Origin of the sequence: Pseudoalteromonas sp. SG44-17 (assembly GCF_014164235.1) — a bacterium.
Taxonomy (GTDB): Bacteria; Pseudomonadota; Gammaproteobacteria; order Enterobacterales; family Alteromonadaceae; genus Pseudoalteromonas; species Pseudoalteromonas rhizosphaerae.
Genome location: NZ_JACJEV010000030.1, coordinates 1 through 18,672, shown reverse-complemented (window position 1 = coordinate 18,672; position 18,672 = coordinate 1). Strand labels below are relative to the sequence as shown.

Here is an 18,672-nt window from a genome sequence, read left to right as displayed (position 1 = left end):
TCTAGGGAACAAGTGAAATGAATAATAATAAAGATGCGGCAATGCCCTCGGGCATAGTTGCGCGATTTTTAAATTTTGTTGAGCGGGTAGGAAATAAACTGCCTGATCCGGCAATCATCTTTTTGTTTGCCATGTTACTAATTTGGCTACTGTCGTGGTGGTTCTCAGGTGTTACTTTTGACGCTATCGACCCTCGTACCGGTGAAGCTATTATTATTAATAATATGCTGGCGAGTGATTCGTTAGCGACCTTTTTATCATCAATGGTAAAAACTTTTACCGGTTTTGCACCGTTAGGTGTGGTGTTAGTGGCCATGCTGGGTGTAGGAGTTGCTGAACATTCTGGCTTTATTAATACTGGCCTTAAGTTAATGTTAAAGGTGACACCTAAAAAACTTTTAACTCCGTCAATTATTTTAGTCGCCATCGTCAGCCATACAGCAACCGATGCAGGTTATGTGTTAGTCATTCCGTTAGCTGGTGTTATATTTTATGCCGCAGGGCGCCATCCATTGGCGGGTATTGCGGCGGCATTTGCGGGAGTCAGTGGTGGCTTTGGTGCAAACTTTATTCCGTCGGGGATTGATCCACTACTGCAAAGCTTTACCCAAAGTGCGGCGCAAATTATTAACCCTGCGATGTCGATTAACCCATTAAATAACTGGGCGTTTACCTCGGCTTCAAGTTTATTCATTATTTTATTAGGCTGGTACATCACCGATAAAATTATTGAACCACGTTTAAAAAATACCGAATTAGATGGTAATAAAGAAGACTTACCAGCATTTGAAGATGCCCGTAGCGACGAAAAACGCGCGTTTTTTATTGCAAGTACAGTGATGATTGCAGGTCTTGCGTTATTAGCCTATGTGTCAGCCCCTGCGGATTCTGCAATGCGAAGCGAAGATGGCTCTTTAACTAATTTTCGCTCGCCTTTAATGCAATCTATCGTACCGCTAATTTTCTTACTATTTTGGATACCTGGTGCAGTGTATGGTTTTACCGTTGGCACCTTTAAAAGCTCTAAAGATATGATAGATGCCATGAGTAAAGCAATGGGCGGCATGGCGTATTATATTGTAATGGCGTTCTTTTGTGCCTTGTTTATTGCTGCATTTAGTAAATCAAACTTGGGAGCTCTGCTGGCAATTGAAGGCGCGCAGCTGTTAAAAGCCATGGAGTTACCAAGTGCGGTGACTGTTGTTGGTATCATCTTTTTAACTGGTTTTGTAAACTTGTTTGTTGGCTCAAGTTCAGCAAAGTGGGCGCTACTGGGCCCGGTGTTTGTGCCTATGTTAATGCAGTTAGGTATCTCGCCAGATTTAACTCAAGCGGCTTATCGCGTGGGCGATTCTAGTTCAAACATCATCACTCCTTTAATGCCGTATTTCCCATTAGTTGTGGTGTACTGCCAAAAATACGTCAAAGGCACGGGCATTGGCACGCTTATCGCGATGATGCTGCCATATTCAATCGCTTTTATGATTGGCTGGAGCTTATTTTTACTCGGTTACTGGGCACTGGGTATCCCGCTTGGATTAGACGCAAGTTACGTGTACCCAGCAGTCGCGCCTTAATAAAGCACGGCTAAATATTTATGTGTAAAAACCTCGTCATTATAATGGCGAGGTTTTTTTGTGGTTAGTTTTATCCAGCCAGTTGTCAATTCGATCGTATACCCAGCTTGGTACGTATAAACCGGTAAATATATTCGTTAACTAGGTTTTAGTATGGCCAATGAACGCGCTGTTCCTACATCTCGATTTTCACGCTTTGCAAAGTTAGGCTCATTAGCAACCAGTGTCGCGAGTAATATGTTATTTGAGGGAGCCAAAAGTACTCTTTCAGGAAAGGGTTGGGATAATAAAAGCTTATTACTGCAGCCTAAAAACATAAAAAACCTAGCGACAGAACTATCACACTTACGCGGTGCGGCAATGAAATTAGGACAGCTACTGTCAATGGATGCTGGGGATCTACTCAGTCCAGAGCTTGCTCAATTACTTGCATTACTTCGATCAGACGCTAACCCCATGCCACACAAACAACTCATTACTGTATTAAAAGAGCAGTGGGGAGATGACTGGTTATCGCGCTTTTCACATATTGAGCTTAGGCCATTTGCTGCCGCTTCTATTGGTCAAGTGCATTTGGCCTACCATGAAAACGGCGAGCAATTAGCTGTAAAAATTCAATACCCGGGGATCGCAAAAAGTGTGGTCAGTGATGTTGATAATGTTATATCGCTGCTTACATTGTCTCGTTTATTACCTAAAGATCTTGATATTAAGCCACTCGTCGCAGAGGCTAAAATACAATTATTAGCGGAAGCTGATTATCATCGTGAAGCGCAGTATTTATTACGTTATAAAAATGCATTGGCAAATAACCGACACTTTATTGTTCCTAACGTCTATAAAGAGCACAGTACTAAACAAATATTAACGATGCAGTATATTGAGGCTCAGCCTATAGAGGGAATTACCGATCTACCCAAAGCAGAGCAAAGCTTTGTGGCACAGCAACTTATTGCGTTATTTTTTAAAGAAATGTTTGAATTTAGACTGATACAAACAGATCCAAACTTTGCTAATTTTCATTATCAACCAGCCACACAAAAAATCGTTTTATTTGATTTTGGGGCAACCCGCGAGATTTCGCCTCAGTTGAGCCAAGCTTATCTAGCTTTATTTAAAGCAGGCAGTGAGAATAATCGTGATGGGGTATTAAATGCGGCCACTCAGATTGGTTATTTTAAAGATACATTGCGTGACAGTTATAAAGATAATGTCATAGAGCTATTTTTAATGGCGTGTGAGCCACTGCGTCACGATGGTGATTTTGATTTTAAAAATAGCCAACTGGCATCAAATATTAAAGATGCTGGGTTGCAACTTAGTGCACAAGCACAGCAATGGCATACACCACCAGTGGATGCATTATTTATTCACCGTAAACTTGCTGGTTTATATTTGATTGCGGCTCGCTTAGAAGCAAAAATAGATGTTAGAGCGTTATTTATGCCAATTTTATTAAAAACATGATTATTTTAGCGAATTCAAATACTCATTCATTCAATGCAATTGCTATCAACGACTATTGTGACTTCACAAAATCTTCCCCTCACGAAGATTTACTTTATTCCAAGCACAAAAAAACCTTGTCACTTTCGTGGCAAGGTTTTTTTATTAAAGAGTCGTTGCTTATTTAGCTGTGAAGCTTACTGGGCGACGTTCTTTACGAGGACCGCTACGCTTATCACCGCGTGCACTGTCATCTTTGTTAAAGCTGCGTTTTTTGTCACCTGATGGACGCTCAGAGCGTTCAGCACGTGGTTCAGCAGGACCTTGATCTTGTGTTAATGTTAAGCCCATTGGACGTTTACAAATAAACACTTTTTGGAAATGATCAAGTACATCTTTAGGCATGTTTTGCGGTAATTGAACCGTACTGTGATTGTCGTGTAAACGAATATCACCAATAAACTTGCTTGAGATGTCAGCTTCGTTAGCGATAGCGCCAACAATGTTCTTAACTTGAACACCATGTTCACGACCTACTTCGATACGGTAAGTATCCATAGGGCCTGCATCACGGCTATTACGTTCACGTGGTTTAGCATCACGGTCACGTGCAGGGCGTTCGCTGCGTTCGTTACGACGACCACGGTCACCACGATCATTACGCTCACGTGGGTTACGGTCATTACGTTCGCTACGCTCACGTTGTTGGATCTTAACTTCTTCAACCTTAATTGGTGATTGTTGCTGTGCTAAACACAGTAACGCACCTGCTAGGTCTTCAGGAGCAAGTTCAAGCTTTTGCGCCATATTAGCTGCTACTTCATTAAAGAAAGTAATATCTTTATTTTCAAGCGCAATAGCTAATTTAGCTTGTAACGCTTCGATACGTTTTTCTTCAACAACTTTTGCAGTTGGTAGTTCAACTTGTACAATATCTGAATTCGTATGACGAATGATATTTTTAAGTAAATAACGTTCGTTATGTTTTACGAAAAGAATCGCTTTACCGGTACGACCAGCACGACCTGTACGGCCAATACGGTGAACATAAGCTTCAGAATCTTGTGGGATATCGTAGTTGATAACAAGGCTTAAACGGTCAACATCTAGACCACGTGCTGCAACGTCTGTTGCGATAACAACGTTTAGCATGCCACTTTTTAAGCGTTCTACTGTGCGTTCACGTGCTTGCTGGTTCATGTCACCGTTAAGTGGAGCAGCAGAGAAACCTTCGCGCTCTAATAACTCAGCAAGTTGTACTGTATCGTTACGTGTACGTACGAAAACAATCGCGCCTTCATATTGTTCAGCTTCTAAAAAGCGAACAATCGCTTTATTCTTGTGTACGCTGGCATTCCAAAACACTTGCTCAACAGATGATACCGTTGAGTTACGCGCAGATATATGAACCTGTTCAGGGTTATTCATATATTTGCTGCTGATGTTTTGAATTTGCTTAGGCATGGTCGCAGAGAAAAGACATGTTTGCTTTTCGCGCGGCGTTTTTTCCATGATGTTTTCAACATCATCGATAAAGCCCATACGTAACATTTCATCGGCTTCATCAAGTACAAGAGCTTGTAAGCTGTCAAACTTGATAGTGCCACGGTTAATATGATCGATTAAGCGACCTGGAGTAGCGACAATAACTTGCGCGCCACGACGAAGTGCACTTAATTGGATACTGTAGCTCTGGCCACCATAAAGTGCTAATACTTCAATACCACGAACATGTTTAGCATATTGTTCGAATGCCTCAGCTACTTGGATCGCAAGCTCACGGGTTGGTGTGAGTACAAGGATCTGCGGCTGCTTCACAGACGGGTCAATATTATTAAGTAATGGCAGTGCAAATGCTGCGGTTTTACCTGTACCCGTTTGAGCTAGTCCCAGTACGTCCTTTCTTTCTAGCAATAACGGTATACATTGAGCTTGGATTTCAGATGGTGTCTTGTAACCCAACTCTTCAACTGCCTTCAAAATTGCAGGAGAAAGATTTAGAGATTCAAACGTGACTGGTTCTGACATTAATACGCCTCAACGAATTTAAAGAGGCGCGCATTGTATAGGATTTACGAGGCAAATGCTTGTATAAATTGAAACTAATTTGTATGTAGTTGATGTTGGCCATAATTTAATCAATTTGATTGTGGGTAAATCAAATTGATTAACAAATTTTATACAGAACTTATTGATAAAGTCCAAGATTTTCTTTAGCGTAAGCTTCAAACTCAGTGAAACCACCGATGTGTTCTTGGTCAATAAAGATTTGTGGCACGGTTGGGCAAGGCTTACCTGCTGATTGTTCTAAATCGGCTTTACTCACGCCTTCTTTAATAATATCAACATAACGGTATTTAAAATCATCACGTTCATTTGCTAGTTTTTCAGCAACATCTTTAGCACGTACACAATAAGGGCAGCCTTCACGGCCAAAAATTACAGTTAACATATCGCTCTCCTCGATTTTATTTACATTCATCTTAACTAATTGAGAAAAAATAAACAGCGTAAAAAAACGATTGATGAATTCTATTTTAATGATTGCATACACCTTTAATCAGTATTAAAGGTGTATGTGGGGTGGCTAATTAAAACTTAACACTAAAGCCAATTGAAGGGCGCATTTCAAAATCATCCTCGTTTTCTTTGATAATTAAATCATTAGTCGAGGTTACTTTCTGATAATCTAAATCAATGCTACTGGTGTTTGCTTGGCCGTAGGCGTTCATTAATTCTAAAATTAACACACCGTCTAAGCCCCAAAAGTCGGTTTGACGTTCAAAACGAAGATCAAGCCGATGATAAACATCGAAACGCTCAGAAAATGGATCACCATATTGTGGTAAAAAACGTCCTTCGAATTCGGAATTTTCTGTGACGCCAACAATCGGGGTGTAAGCTTGACCGCTGCGGGCAGTAAAGTTAAAGCCGCCTTGCCATTTTTCACTGATTTGGTAATTAAACACCATGTTGACAACTAAAGGGGTATCAGCGTAATAATCCCGAGTGATATTTTGGCGTTGGTCAGTACGTTCACTTTTGGCATAACTAACTGCAAGCCAGCCATACCATTTATCAGTTTTATTTTTGTTTATTAATAGATCAACACCGTAAGCTCGCCCAGTTACATCATTAATGTAACGAATTGCTGCATCGGAATAATTGTTTAATGCCAACGGTAAATCGTCCATGGTTTTGTAGTACCCTTCAATAGACCATGTCCATTCATCGGCAAGTTCTTGTGCAAAACCTAAACTGCTGTGTTTTGAGGTTTGCGAACGTAAATTCGGGTTGCCGTGTTCAGGCAATAGAGTGTCAATATCTTGCATGCGATTATAATGCCCGTATTTAGCATTGATGCTATTGTGATCATTAATAAAATAGCTAAGCGCAAGGCGCGGCATCACAAAATCTTCATCAGTGTAATCATTGCTTTGATATTGCACGCCGACTTCGCTTTGCCATTGTTCGTTAATAACCCAAACATGGCTAACACCAACAAAGTACTTATCAAGGGCTAGCTTGTCTTTGCCCGTTATTCGCTCACCTTTGTTTAGATCGCAATCAGGATCGAGCTCGGTACAAAGATATTGAAAACTATCGTAACTGTAAGTACTGTCGTTATCAAAATAGGCGGCATCAAAAACCAGTTGCTGGGCTTTAGTAACACGCCAATTTAATCGTCCTTTATAAGTGATTTGTTTTTGTTGTTCTTCATCAAAATAGCCATCACTTAGCGTGGCACGTTTAGCGTATTCCAATCGGCCAGAATGTTCGAGCGAACCAACGCCTAAGCGTAAATGAAAGTCTTTATTAAAGTGATCCCATAAAATACTTTGGCTGGTAAATTCACGAATAAAATCAGCATCGCCTTGATACTCAGGATTTTTTAGTGAAAGTTCAGCGCGTTGATTAAAGCCTGCTGCAACCGAGTCTTTTGCGCCTGTAAATGACACTGTTAGGGCGTTTTGATTGTTTATATCCCAGATCCATTTGCCTTGGTAATCATGATCATCTGGGGGGTCATTGATGGTGATACCACTGAGTTCACCATCGTCGTTTTCAAGCTCTTCACCTTTAGAGAAGAACAGTGGTAATGTACTTTTACGTGCTGATAAATAAAACGCGGTGTTCTGCGTGAGTTGCCCTTCAACAAAGACACCGGCATTAAACATTGTAAGATCAAGCGTGGTAGTAATCGGTTGATATTTAGGGTTACGCAGTGTTAAGTCAAATACGGCACCGGTGGCGTTGCTGTAACTGGTGCCATAGCCGGCTGAGTAAAGTTGAAAATCTTGAATAATGTACTTGTTGAAAATAGAACTGCCGAAATCATGAAAAATATAGCCTGCAGGCATAAAATCCACTTCAAACAAATTATCATCGGGCGATGAGCCACGTACCGCCGGTTCACTCATTGAGCCGCCAGCGGCGACAACGCCTGGCAATGCAAATACTGCCCGCAATGGATCGCCCATAGCACCGGGCATAGTGATCAGTTTTTCAGTATTTTCGGTTATTTCACTGGTAATGCTACTGCGTTTATAAACGGTTTCAAGACGCTCTATTATTTCTTCATTAGCATCAACGTTGGCGTGCGTTAAAAATGGCAAACACAACGCCAGTGGCGTTAAACGGTAAAGTGATGGCAAGCAGGTGGCTAACATGATTCTTCCATGGTTATGAGTAAGTGTGACTGCGACCTATAGTAATGAGAAAATATATAAAAATACGTAGTAAACTGTACGAAAATGTAGGCAAATGTAGGGAGGTGTTACAAGCTGTTACATTTAGTTTTGAGCTCTGATAGTAATACCTAATTGGCTTGAATAGCCCATTGAGCGTGCGGTTATTCGCAGTTGTTGATCAATTACATAGTAAGTAGGAAAGGCGCTGATTTTATAATTACTCTGGGTATTTTTATCGCCTAGTAAAATGGGCATTGTGAGTTTAAGTTCACTAACAAACTGCGCAACTGCTTGTTCATTTTTATAATCAAGTGCAATGCCAATGGCGTTGATATTAGAATCAACCAATGCCGCTTCTAGGTTTGGCATACTGTAACGACAGATTGTGCACCATGGCGCAAAAAAATAAACCACGGTGGTGTTACCTTTGAGCATCGCAATATCAATACGTTGTTCGCTGTCATTGAGCACAGGTAAATTAAAATATGGAGCAGGGCTGCTATCTGAGCTGAGTAAATTGCGTTGCTGATATGTAGTCACTACAAAAAACACCACAACTAACATAATTATATTGAGCAGCAAACTCGTTACTTTTTTCATATCGACCTCTAAAGCTAATTCCCCTTATTACTATTTAAAGACTTGAAAAGCAAACTTTGAGTCCTCACTTTATTGAGTAGGCAAAAAGAGATTTTGAAAAAAAATAAAACTTTTTTCAAAAATAATCTTGAAAACAATTTCGCCGTCCATATATAGTTTAGTGAGGACGCCTGATGGGTCCTAACTAAACAGAAGTAATTGAAATTTATATTATTAATTAAACTTTGCTTGCGCTTGTTCAACCGAAAAGCACATGCAAAATATCGCTTAAATATGAGGATATTATTATGCGTACAGTAGATTTATCACCACTTTATCGTTCATTCATTGGCTTCGATCATTTAGCATCTTTAATGGATGCGGCCGCTCGCACTGACAAGCAGCCAAGTTTTCCTCCGTATAACATCGAAGCACTCGATAAAGACAAATATCGCATTACTATGGCTGTTGCCGGTTTTAGTGATAATGAGCTGACGATAGAGTCAGAAAATAACACCTTAAAAGTTGCTGGCATTAAAGCCAATAAAGATGACAGCGCAGAGCGCAAATTTATTCATCAAGGCATTGCTGAGCGCAACTTTGAACGCAAATTCCAGCTAGGTGACCACGTTAAAGTACTCGGCGCTGATTTAGCCAATGGGCTACTTAGTATCGACTTGCAACGCGAGATCCCTGAAGCACTTAAACCACGTAAAATTGAAATTGGCAGTGGTAACTTGCTAGAAGGTAAATAACCATCCCTTTGACAGTGTTTTTCCCCTAATTTACTTGTTATTTTTAGTAGCCGCCTCAGTTGAGGCGGCTTTTTTAGCTTTGCTCAAACATCGGTTCCGCTTAGCGCACCATTAATCGCAGATGATTAATGATGCTGTGTTCAGTTAGTATCTTTACTTTTTAATTTGGCTTGCATGTCTTTTAAGGCAGTAATTTTATCAATAGCAACTTGCAGCTGCCGTTGAGGGAGGCCTTTTTGACGGCCTTTTTCGAGCAAGCTTTCAAGGTTAGTTATTTTTTGTTGAGCAGCTATTACAAAGCGTTGCTCAAGCTGAGTTTGCTGCTGTTTATGAAAATCGAGGTAAGCTTGATGATCGGTTAAGTCGCCTTGAAACTGACTCGCACTGATTGGATTTTTTGCGATGACAGGCAAGTAACTCGGTGTAGTAATGGGCGGCAGTTGTTGACTGGCATCAGTATTTTTTAATGAGGTGTGACTATCAATCGCCGCTTCAGCAGTCATATCTGGATTAATAGCTGTCGGTGCCGACGCATTATTTATTTGTGGCGCGGGCGTTACTGGCGTTAAATCATCAGCAGCGCGGATGGGAGCTATTTCGCGTTTTCGCTCTGTTGTTAAATTTATTACTAAAAAACCTAAACAAGCGACGCCTGTAATTATGTAGATAGCTTTTTTATTCATAGTTTTACTGCATTTTGTTGTTGCCAAGCCAGCCAATTTTGCTGATAGCGTTGCTGCGCTTTTTGTATTGCGATGGCTTTTTTAGCTTGATAGCGAACAGTTTCGTCAGTAGCGCTAAAGTAGTTATACTGATGGTTATTACTAATTATGACGACCCATAGACCTTCAGGTGAGCGCATCACCGCAGATAATTCTTCTGCTTTTAGCGTATAAGCCAGTTGCACAGCCCAATTACTTTTATTTTTGCGAGTTAGTTTATTGTGATACTTAGCATAAATGTCGTTTTGCTGTGATATATATAATGCATCTGTAAAAGAGCTTGCTTGTACTGTATTTCTAAAGCGAACCGCTTGGTCTCGCTCAGTAAACGCAGCGCCGTAAGCTGTCACTTCACTAAGGTATTTAAAGCGCGCTTTATTTGCCTGATAATAATATTTTATTTCTTTATCGGATATTTGTTGTTCAAGACTGTCTAGTATTGGGCTTTGAACGTGCATCATGTCTTTAATACCTAGCCAACTTTGAATCGAAGGCCTTAAAATATCGCCTTTTGCTAGTTCTTCTAGGTGCGCGATACTGATCCCTTGCTTTAAAAGTAATGGCGTTGCTTTTAAAAGCAACGCCTCAAATTGTTGCTTTTTTATTACTTCAGTTTTGAATAAGTCACTTTCACCTTGGTGCAGTCGAAAGCGTACTTGCATAGATAAAGGGGCTATAAACTCATAAAGATTGACGGCGGTTGTAAAGAGCCCTCTGAGCTCGGTGCGCTGCATTTTATTGATTTGTTCAGCGTTGTATTGGCCATTAGCAGGGTAGCTAGGCAATACTTTGAGCAGCCACTGGGCATTATATTGTGTGAGATTACCTCCTTTAACATAGGATGTTGATAAATTTAGTTGCGTGTCAAATATGTTCATCAAATAGCGCTCAACATGGTACTGCGTGCTAAAGCCTACCGCAGATTGACGTTCAAGCAGCTCAGGCATATGTTGTTCTGCTTGATATAATAAAAATTGATTTTCAAACATATGTTTACGAACGTCTTTGCGACTAATGTTGGCATTGTGTTGTTGATAAACTTGCTGCATTAAACGCACTTCAGCAGCGTTATATTGGTTAAATGATGCCATTGTTAGGCTGCTATAAAGCAGTCCTAATAATAACAAAATACAACTGCTCAGCGTTTTCATTGGCGCACGACCATGGCATGATTAAGTAGGTGCACAACCATGGCAATCGCATGTGGGATCACTTGTTTTGCCGTATTTAAGCGGTCGTAATGGTCTTGTGAATTAAGCACAATACCGCCTTGAGCATAAGAAAAAGCGCCACCTTGTGTCAGTAAAGGGCGTACGTCTTGACTGTTTATATCCAGTGCTGAAAATGTTTGCATGGCTTGTGTAATAAGGGCAGAGTCATTGAGTTGTTCCTGATCATAGTAGTCTTTTACCCAGCTTTCCCAGCTTGAATGATTGAGATCAGATGTGGTCCAAGTATGGTGTGGTTGTAGTAAGTCAGTTGTATGGAAAACAAAACCTAACACTTGTGGGTTGCCACTTTGCAAATAGCTTTGATACCAGTATTGACCTAAATTATCAATTGGCTGAAAAGGCATTTCTTCAAAGTCATCGTACATGTTGTAATTTGATTGGCTGTCAATTCGGTAATTAGCTTCAGTAATACCATAGCTGTTGTACTTTGATGAATCGGCATTAAACCAGCCTGTTTCACCGCCTTGACCGTCATCAAGGTAGTCACCTTTTAACCAGCTTGAAGCCAAGTTATCAACGGTGCCCCATACCGTCAGTTTTTGGTAATTGTAGCCACCAAAGTCGTTACCGTGTTGATCAGCCCCTTGGGTATGGTTTTGGAAATGCCAATAGCTGGTATATTTAACAATACTCTCTGCTGCTCCCCATATTGGTGCTTGAACACATGACCCCGTTACAGCACCACAAAAGAAGGTGTCTTCAAAGTCATCCACATCATAGGCTGCTTGGCCTAGTACTTCGGCTAACTGGGTTACCGTCATATTATTTTGTTGAGCGTATTGGCTTAATGCCGAAAACTGTGTGCTGCTTGGGTGCTGCTGCATGTAGTTCACTGCATCGATGACGATACGTTTATGTGTTTCTTGGCTAAATGCCTGTGCTTGGCTTGTACAGATCAGTAATAATGCCGTTAAAAACTGTTTTTTCATCGTGTTCTCATAGTGTTGTGGAGTAATTTCTAATATTAGAAAGTAGGGTGATTACACTATAATTACAAATTAATTAAACATTTAATTAACAATATTACCTAATATGATACTTCTGTTAGAGTTTTTCTATATTATTTAGGCACCATTGCGCTCGCTCTAAAATAGCGTGCTGTTGTGATGTATCTTGTTTTTGCCAATTTTTATAGACCATGCCAATACGTGGGTTACGAGCTAAGCGGGCTTCATGGGTGTGCATAAATTGCCAATATAAACTATTAAAAGGGCAAGCCGTGTCGTCACTTTTTTGTTTTACGTTATAGTGGCAGCTGGTGCAGTAATCACTCATTTTGTTTATGTAGTTACCGCTTGCGGCATACGGTTTTGTGGCGATTAGGCCGCCATCTGCAAATTGACTCATACCACGGGTGTTAGGCATTTCTACCCATTCAATGGCATCGATGTAAATGCCCAAATACCAGCTATCAACTTCATTTGGATCAATACCGGTTAATAAGCAAAAGTTTCCGGTGATCATTAAGCGTTGAATATGATGCGCGTAGGCGGTCTCTAAGCTCTGCGTGATTGCCTGTTTCATACAGTTCATTTTTGTTTTGCCACTCCAAAAATAATCTGGTAACAGACGAGCAGCCTCAAGTTCATTTTTACTCGCGTAATCAGGCATATTTTGCCAATAAATACCTCTTACATATTCTCGCCAACCTAAAATTTGCCTAATAAACCCCTCAACTTGGGCAAGCGTGATCTGTTCTTGGCGTGCCGCAAACTCAGCCAGTACTTGCTTAATAACTTGCATTGGGTGCAGCATTTTTGTGTTAAGTGCAAACGCGATACGACTATGATACAAGCTCCATTTGTATGAGCTCTGACAGGTCATCGCGTCTTGAAACTGTCCGAAACAGGGGAGTAGATGAGTGCAAAAGTAATCGAGTAATTGTTTTGCTTGAGCACGACTGGTTGGCCATAATAAAGTTGCTGAACAATGGCCAAGGGTATTTACCTGGTGTTTTCTTATGCGCTGTAAAATAGCTTCAATATTATTGGTAAATATTTTTGGTTCAGGGATAGCAGCTAAATCAGTTTTTTTTAATTTGTTACGATTGTCTTGGTCAAAGTTCCATTGCCCGCCTAGTGGAGCATTATCTTGCATCAATATGTCAAAGCGCTTGCGCATCATGCGATAAAAAAATTCCATTTTCACATGCTTATCTTTTTTAAAATGGTCGCTGATATCAGCAAAAGGTAATAAAAAATGTTCGCTGTCTGTGGCACTAACATTAAAGTCACTGCTGTTTGCAAACTCTTGCAGTTGAGTTTTTAGTCTATACTCATCAGGATACTGATATTGAATTTGTTGACACTGATATTGCTTAGCCAAGCGTGTTAGCAATGAGGTAATGCAGGCATCATCGTGGGTATCATCGAGTGTTAAGTGAAGCACATTTAATTGTGCTTGTTTGAGCGCAGTAGCAAAGTTCTCCATTGCTGCAAAAAACGCCGCTACCTTTTGTATATGATGTTTTACATAATCTGTTTCTTGTTTTAATTCAGCAATGACATAAAGGTATTGTGTTTGATTCTCTTCTTTATACCAACTGTGATTGGCATTAAGTTGGTCGCCAAAAATAAATCGCAGCGTTTTATAAATCATGAATTTTGCCTAAATGTTATTTTATACGAACTAAGTTGACGGTTAGATCGCATTTATTATTACTGATAGTCGTGGTATATAAATATAAGGAACCTGTGTAAGTTAACTATATAAACAAAGGAATGTCGGCTTATGAATCAATATCAGTATACTGTTCGCAAATTTAAAATTGTTTTACCTTGTCTCATTGCACTTTGTCATGTTAGTTCTTTGCATGCCACAGTTTATCAGTGTGAAAAAAAAGGCGTCGTGGAATTTAGTCAATTTCCATGTGGTGATGATGCGAAACTAATCTCTATAAAAGAGCAAAACCCGAGCTTATCTAGTCAATTTGTTGCTAATGAGAATATTGATACCTCGGGCGTCGATAGTTATATTCGGACTCGGCAAATTGATGCTGATATTCAACAGCATCAAGATAAAATTGATAGCTTAAGCGAGAAAATGAATCAGCAAATTGCCGCCTTAGGTGAGCAATCAGATGCGCAGTTAAATAATTTATCTGGTGCAAAAAAAGAAACTGCAATAGCAAATCAAATGACCAGTATTTCAGAGCGCTATAACGTTTTAATTGCACGTGAACAGCGGGATATTGATCGACTATTAAAAGAAAAACACGCTTTGCCTGAGTCGAAAAACACTTCTGAAATTGACCAACAATCAACCCAGAGCAAAGGCATTGATTCGTTCATTCGGGCACAAGAAATCAAACGAGATGTTGAACAGCGACAATCAAAAATAGATACTTACCAAACTCAAATGGATCGCCAAATAGCAGCCCTCGAAGCTCAGGCTAAAGAGCAACTAAATAACTTAACTGATGCGACTTTTGATAACTCCTTATCTAGAAAAATGAGTGCGTTAACATCAAGATATGCAACTTTAATCGATGTTGAACAGCACCAAATAGATCGTCTTCTACAAGAGTTAGCTAGTATAGAATAATGCATGTAGGTTATTTGCTATGAATTCACTTGCTGCTGCACGGACTTGTTAATTGCAACAATATTACTGGTATTAAATAAATAGCTTTTCACTATGCTGTTAAACATCCTGAGTGCATAACGCCACGCTTGCTCTATGTTTGGCGTAAATTCTCGGCCCAAATGAATTTTTAGCGCAGCTATAAAAGCATCACATAATAAATCAACATCCTGACAAGTGAGGCCAGATTTACTTAGGTTGTTGGCATGATAATGAATAAAAGGTAATACAGACAATAAGCGATCTAAGTGGGTAATAGTGCGTTCCAATGAGCAATACAACAAATAACTTTTTTCACTTATTTCATCACTGCTAGGCCATTGCATAGTCAGTGCATGACGTTTTAATTGCACATGAAAGGTAACAGTAAAACAGTGAAAGTTAGGTTTTATTATTGCGATACTTTGTAATAACATTTTTTGATGATGAGCAGAAATACTCATAATAAGCCCTCTCTAAATAGCCTTAAATATGCAGGTTGCCATTAAAAACTTAGTATAGACGCTGTGTAGGAAAGAGTGAGTAAATCGATGGAAATCGCGTAATAGCGCGCATTATTAATGCCAATAAGGCTAGGGCGTGTTGACCTTTGTGGATTGAAATTTGTTCAATCTAGGGGCGATTTAATCGCGGCGCGAGGTTTGTAACCTAGTGGGCTAAGTAAAAATCGAGCAACAAAGAGTTAATCGCCCCTAGGAAGAACCCTTTGGGCAGCGCATGTTTGGAATTTATACTGCGTTATCGTCTATTTATGGGGAACAACCACACTACATAGACTCTGCCTTGCCTAAATACCAAACATACTGCTGCAAAATTAATCACAAAAGGTCAACACGCCCTAGGGCTTTTATGTTGGTTTTTTAACAGGGTACTTTTGGTACGGTTATAGCGAATTGTTCTGACCTATAATTTTGTACTTTATAGTCTAGTCATTCTTTACCAGTTTTTGGTTGCTAATTACGCCAAGCCTCTTTATAATAGCCGCCATTGTCTAGCTCACTTAATTAGCTGCTAGGCAGGTATCAGGTATTTTGATACCAGTTGGCGCGGGATGGAGCAGCCTGGTAGCTCGTCGGGCTCATAACCCGAAGGTCGTCGGTTCAAATCCGGCTCCCGCAACCAAGTTTTTAGATAAGTTATTAGTTTAATTAATATTTCTAAATTCTTGAAGCCAAACTTTTGAGTAGCGATTTTAGTTACTGATTTGAAGTCGCGCATTCTATGTAATGCGCGTTTTGCGTTTAAGCCTTTGGGTTTAATTTAGATGGTGTTAGCTATCCGCAACCAAGCTTGGCCCATGGCCACACAGTTTTATGCTTTAGGTGTGACGCCCCGCTTGGTTCGGGGCGTTGTTGTATCTGCACCACTTGATTTTAAATCAAGGTATAAGCTAAGTATTTTAGGGCTATAAGCCCTTTTTTTGTTTGTATGGAGAATTTTCGTGACAAAACTTGAGCAAGATTTATTAACCATGCTTTCACCGTCAGTTGAAATGTTAGGCTTTGAATTACATGGTCTAGAGTTTGTGCAAGCGGGTCGCCATTCTACGCTTAGGGTCTATATCGATCACGAAGCGGGGATCTCGGTTGATAACTGTGCTGATGCAAGTCGTCAAATAAGCGCAATTTTAGATGTCGAAGACCCGATTACAAATGAATATGATTTGGAAGTATCGTCTCCTGGTGTTGATCGTCTATTATTCAAACAAGATCACTACGAGAAGGCACAAGGAGAGGAAGTACGCGTGCGTACTAAGCTTCCACAAGATGGTCGTCGTAATTTTAAAGGCGATCTAATAGCAGTTAGCAGTGATATGATCACACTTTCATATGACGGTACTGAGCAGTTAATTATGCTCAGTAACATTGAACGTGCGAACATCATCGCAAAGTTTTAATCCGAGTGCGAAGGAATAGGGCAAGCGAGGCATAACCCATGGCAAAAGAGATATTATTGGTTGCTGAAGCCGTTTCCAATGAGAAAGCGGTTCCAAAAGAAAAGATTTTCGAAGCGTTAGAGTTCGCATTAGCGACTGCGACTAAGAAAAAACATACTGGTGAAATTGAAGTACGCGTTGCAATTGACCGTAAAACAGGCGATTACGACACTTATCGTCGTTGGCAAATTGCTGCAGTACTTGAAGATGGTTCACTGGAAAACCCTTACAGCGAAATCACGTTGGAAGCGGCTCAGGTTGATGACCCAGATCTTAAGATTGGTGATTTCATCGAAGAGCAAATCGAGTCAATTAAATTTGACCGTATTACTACACAAATGGCGAAACAAGTAATCGTACAAAAAGTACGTGAAGCTGAGCGCGCACTTGTTGTAGAAGCTTATAAAGATCAACAAGGCGAGTTAGTAACAGGTGTTGTGAAAAAAGCAACGCGTGACGCAATCGTATTAGATTTAGGTAACAATGCTGAAGCGGTTATTTACCGTGATGACATGTTACCACGTGAAAATTTCCGTCCTGGCGATCGTATCCGTGGTTTACTTTATGAAGTAAAACCTGATGCTCGTGGTGCACAGTTATTTGTAACACGCTCTAAGCCAGAAATGCTGATGGAATTATTCCGCATTGAGGTGCCAGAAATTGGCGAAGAGATGATTGAACTACGTGCAGCGGCACGTGATCCAGGTTCACGTGCTAAAATCGCCGTTAAATCTAACGATAAACGTATCGATCCGATTGGTGCGTGTGTTGGTATGCGTGGCGCACGTGTACAAGCAGTATCGACTGAACTTGGTGGTGAGCGTGTTGATATCGTACTTTACGATGACAACCCAGCCCAGTTCGTTATTAATGCAATGTCACCTGCTGAAGTTGCTTCAATTGTAATGGATGAAGACACCCATTCAATGGATATCGCTGTTGAAGCTGATAACCTAGCACAAGCAATTGGTCGTAATGGTCAAAACGTACGTCTTGCTAGCCAGTTAACTGGTTGGGAACTAAACGTAATGACAGTTGAAGAAATGCGCGCTAAGAACGAAGCGGAATCTGATAAGTTAATCAACTTATTCACTGAAAACTTAGACATCGATGAAGACTTTGCAACATTACTTATCAACGAAGGTTTCTCAACCCTTGAAGAAGTTGCCTATGTACCTGCGTCTGAGTTTTTAGAAATTGATGGCTTAGATGAAGATACTGTTGATTTGTTACGCTCACGTGCAAAAGATGCATTAACGACTAAAGCACTTAAAACAGAAGAAAGCCTTGATGGTGCAGAGCCTGCTGAAGACTTATTAGCACTAGAAGGGTTAGAGCGTCACCTTGCGTTTGTTATGGCAAGCAAAGGGGTTGTTACGCTAGAAGACTTAGCAGAGCAAGGTATTGATGAATTAGTCGATATTACAGAGCTTTCTCCAGAGAAAGCGGGTGAGCTAATTATGGCTGCGCGCAACATTTGTTGGTTCGCAGACGAGTAAGTTATTAACGGAGGTATTAGAGACTATGGCAGAAGTAAATGTTGAAAAACTAGCCGGGGATATTGGTACAACTGTTGATAAATTGCTTCAACAATTATCGCAAGCCGGTATCACTAAGCAAGCGGGTGATAATGTAACTGAAGCTGAAAAAGCAAAGTTACTTGATCATTTAAGCAAGCAGCACGGCGGCACAGGCTCAGATGGCCCAGCACGTATGACATTGCAACGTAAGAGCAAAAGCACATTAAGTGTGACGGGTTCTACAGGTCAAGCAAAGTCAGTTCAAGTTGAAGTACGTAAAACACGTACTTACGTGAAGAAAAGCGCGGTTGAGCAAGAGCAAGAGCAAGCGCGTATAGCAGCAGAAGAAGCCGCTCGTCGTGAACTTGAGCAACAAGCTGCAAAAGAAGCAGCTGAGCTTAAAGCAAAACAAGACGCAGAGCGCAAAGCCAAAGAAGAGGCTGACCGTAAAGTGAAAGAAGAAGCTAAACGTAAAGCAGATGCTGAACGTGTAGCAAAACAGAAGCAGATGACCCCAGAACAAACCGCGAAGTCTGAAAAAGATCGCGTTGAAGCTGAGCGTCTGCAAAGAGAAGCAGAAGAGGCCGCATTGAAGAAAGCTGAAGAAGAAGCGAAACGTCAAGCAGAAGAGG

Annotated in this window: 16 protein-coding genes and 1 tRNA gene; 8 read left to right on the top strand and 9 right to left on the bottom strand. The window is 40.5% G+C overall.

All coding sequences use genetic code 11. The features are described from left to right. Nucleotides 1-17: 17 nt before the first annotated feature. Entirely contained in the window at nt 18-1,577 is a 1,560-nt protein-coding gene (locus tag H5182_RS17445) for an AbgT family transporter (RefSeq protein WP_149983016.1), read from the top strand. Between the two features lie 153 nt (nt 1,578-1,730). Then, nucleotides 1,731-3,044 (top strand): AarF/ABC1/UbiB kinase family protein, encoded by a 1,314-nt coding sequence (locus H5182_RS17440; protein WP_182731371.1) that lies wholly within the window; start codon nt 1,731-1,733, stop codon nt 3,042-3,044. A 159-nt stretch (nt 3,045-3,203) separates the two neighbouring features. On the opposite strand, the gene H5182_RS17435 is transcribed toward H5182_RS17440, so the two are convergent. The 4 genes from H5182_RS17435 to H5182_RS17420 form a co-directional block, all read right to left on the bottom strand. Then, on the bottom strand, nt 3,204-5,051 hold the full coding sequence (locus H5182_RS17435; RefSeq protein ID WP_145240410.1) for a DEAD/DEAH box helicase: 1,848 nt from the start codon (nt 5,049-5,051) through the stop codon (nt 3,204-3,206). 160 nt (nt 5,052-5,211) lie between these two features. Next, on the bottom strand, nt 5,212-5,475 hold the full coding sequence (locus tag H5182_RS17430; protein WP_182760381.1) for a GrxA family glutaredoxin: 264 nt from the start codon (nt 5,473-5,475) through the stop codon (nt 5,212-5,214). Between the two features lie 139 nt (nt 5,476-5,614). Continuing rightward, on the bottom strand, nt 5,615-7,693 hold the full coding sequence (locus H5182_RS17425; protein WP_182760380.1) for a TonB-dependent siderophore receptor: 2,079 nt from the start codon (nt 7,691-7,693) through the stop codon (nt 5,615-5,617). Between the two features lie 123 nt (nt 7,694-7,816). Beyond that, nucleotides 7,817-8,314 carry a TlpA disulfide reductase family protein gene (locus H5182_RS17420; protein ID WP_145240416.1) on the bottom strand — a complete coding sequence of 166 codons (498 nt, stop codon included), beginning with the start codon at nt 8,312-8,314 and terminating at the stop codon, nt 7,817-7,819. 287 nt (nt 8,315-8,601) lie between these two features. On the opposite strand from H5182_RS17420, the gene H5182_RS17415 reads away from it, so the two are divergent. After that, nucleotides 8,602-9,048 (top strand): Hsp20 family protein, encoded by a 447-nt coding sequence (locus H5182_RS17415; protein WP_145240418.1) that lies wholly within the window; start codon nt 8,602-8,604, stop codon nt 9,046-9,048. 140 nt (nt 9,049-9,188) lie between these two features. Here H5182_RS17415 and H5182_RS17410 read toward each other — a convergent pair whose 3' ends face one another. From H5182_RS17410 to H5182_RS17395, 4 genes are all read right to left on the bottom strand, one after another. Further along, on the bottom strand, nt 9,189-9,731 hold the full coding sequence (locus tag H5182_RS17410; protein ID WP_182760379.1) for a hypothetical protein: 543 nt from the start codon (nt 9,729-9,731) through the stop codon (nt 9,189-9,191). After that, the gene (locus H5182_RS17405; RefSeq protein WP_259398328.1) at nt 9,728-10,861 is read right to left on the bottom strand and encodes a peptidyl-prolyl cis-trans isomerase; all 1,134 of its coding nucleotides are present in this window, start codon (nt 10,859-10,861) and stop codon (nt 9,728-9,730) included. The genes H5182_RS17410 and H5182_RS17405 overlap by 4 nt, the downstream gene beginning before the upstream one ends. Nucleotides 10,862-10,917: 56 nt before the next feature. Next, nucleotides 10,918-11,931 carry a phospholipase gene (locus tag H5182_RS17400; protein WP_182760377.1) on the bottom strand — a complete coding sequence of 338 codons (1,014 nt, stop codon included), beginning with the start codon at nt 11,929-11,931 and terminating at the stop codon, nt 10,918-10,920. A 115-nt stretch (nt 11,932-12,046) separates the two neighbouring features. Beyond that, nucleotides 12,047-13,600 (bottom strand): cryptochrome/photolyase family protein, encoded by a 1,554-nt coding sequence (locus tag H5182_RS17395; protein WP_182735593.1) that lies wholly within the window; start codon nt 13,598-13,600, stop codon nt 12,047-12,049. 132 nt (nt 13,601-13,732) lie between these two features. Between H5182_RS17395 and H5182_RS17390 the strand changes: the two genes are divergently transcribed. After that, nucleotides 13,733-14,545: a hypothetical protein gene (locus H5182_RS17390; RefSeq protein ID WP_182760376.1), complete on the top strand. Its 813-nt coding sequence runs from the start codon at nt 13,733-13,735 to the stop codon at nt 14,543-14,545. 17 nt (nt 14,546-14,562) lie between these two features. Here the strand turns inward: H5182_RS17390 and H5182_RS17385 are convergent, their stop codons facing one another. Further along, the gene (locus H5182_RS17385; protein ID WP_182731376.1) at nt 14,563-15,027 is read right to left on the bottom strand and encodes a globin; all 465 of its coding nucleotides are present in this window, start codon (nt 15,025-15,027) and stop codon (nt 14,563-14,565) included. A gap of 602 nt (nt 15,028-15,629) precedes the next feature. On the opposite strand from H5182_RS17385, the gene H5182_RS17380 reads away from it, so the two are divergent. The 4 genes from H5182_RS17380 to H5182_RS17365 all read left to right on the top strand — a co-directional run. Continuing rightward, nucleotides 15,630-15,706: transfer RNA gene (locus tag H5182_RS17380), tRNA-Met, on the top strand. A gap of 319 nt (nt 15,707-16,025) precedes the next feature. After that, on the top strand, nt 16,026-16,481 hold the full coding sequence (rimP, locus tag H5182_RS17375; RefSeq protein WP_145240432.1) for a ribosome maturation factor RimP: 456 nt from the start codon (nt 16,026-16,028) through the stop codon (nt 16,479-16,481). Between the two features lie 38 nt (nt 16,482-16,519). Beyond that, entirely contained in the window at nt 16,520-18,019 is a 1,500-nt protein-coding gene (gene nusA / locus H5182_RS17370) for a transcription termination factor NusA (RefSeq protein WP_145240434.1), read from the top strand. A gap of 25 nt (nt 18,020-18,044) precedes the next feature. Then, nucleotides 18,045-18,672 (top strand): translation initiation factor IF-2 associated domain-containing protein (locus tag H5182_RS17365; protein ID WP_182760375.1); only part of this gene is annotated, 628 nt, incomplete at its 3' end.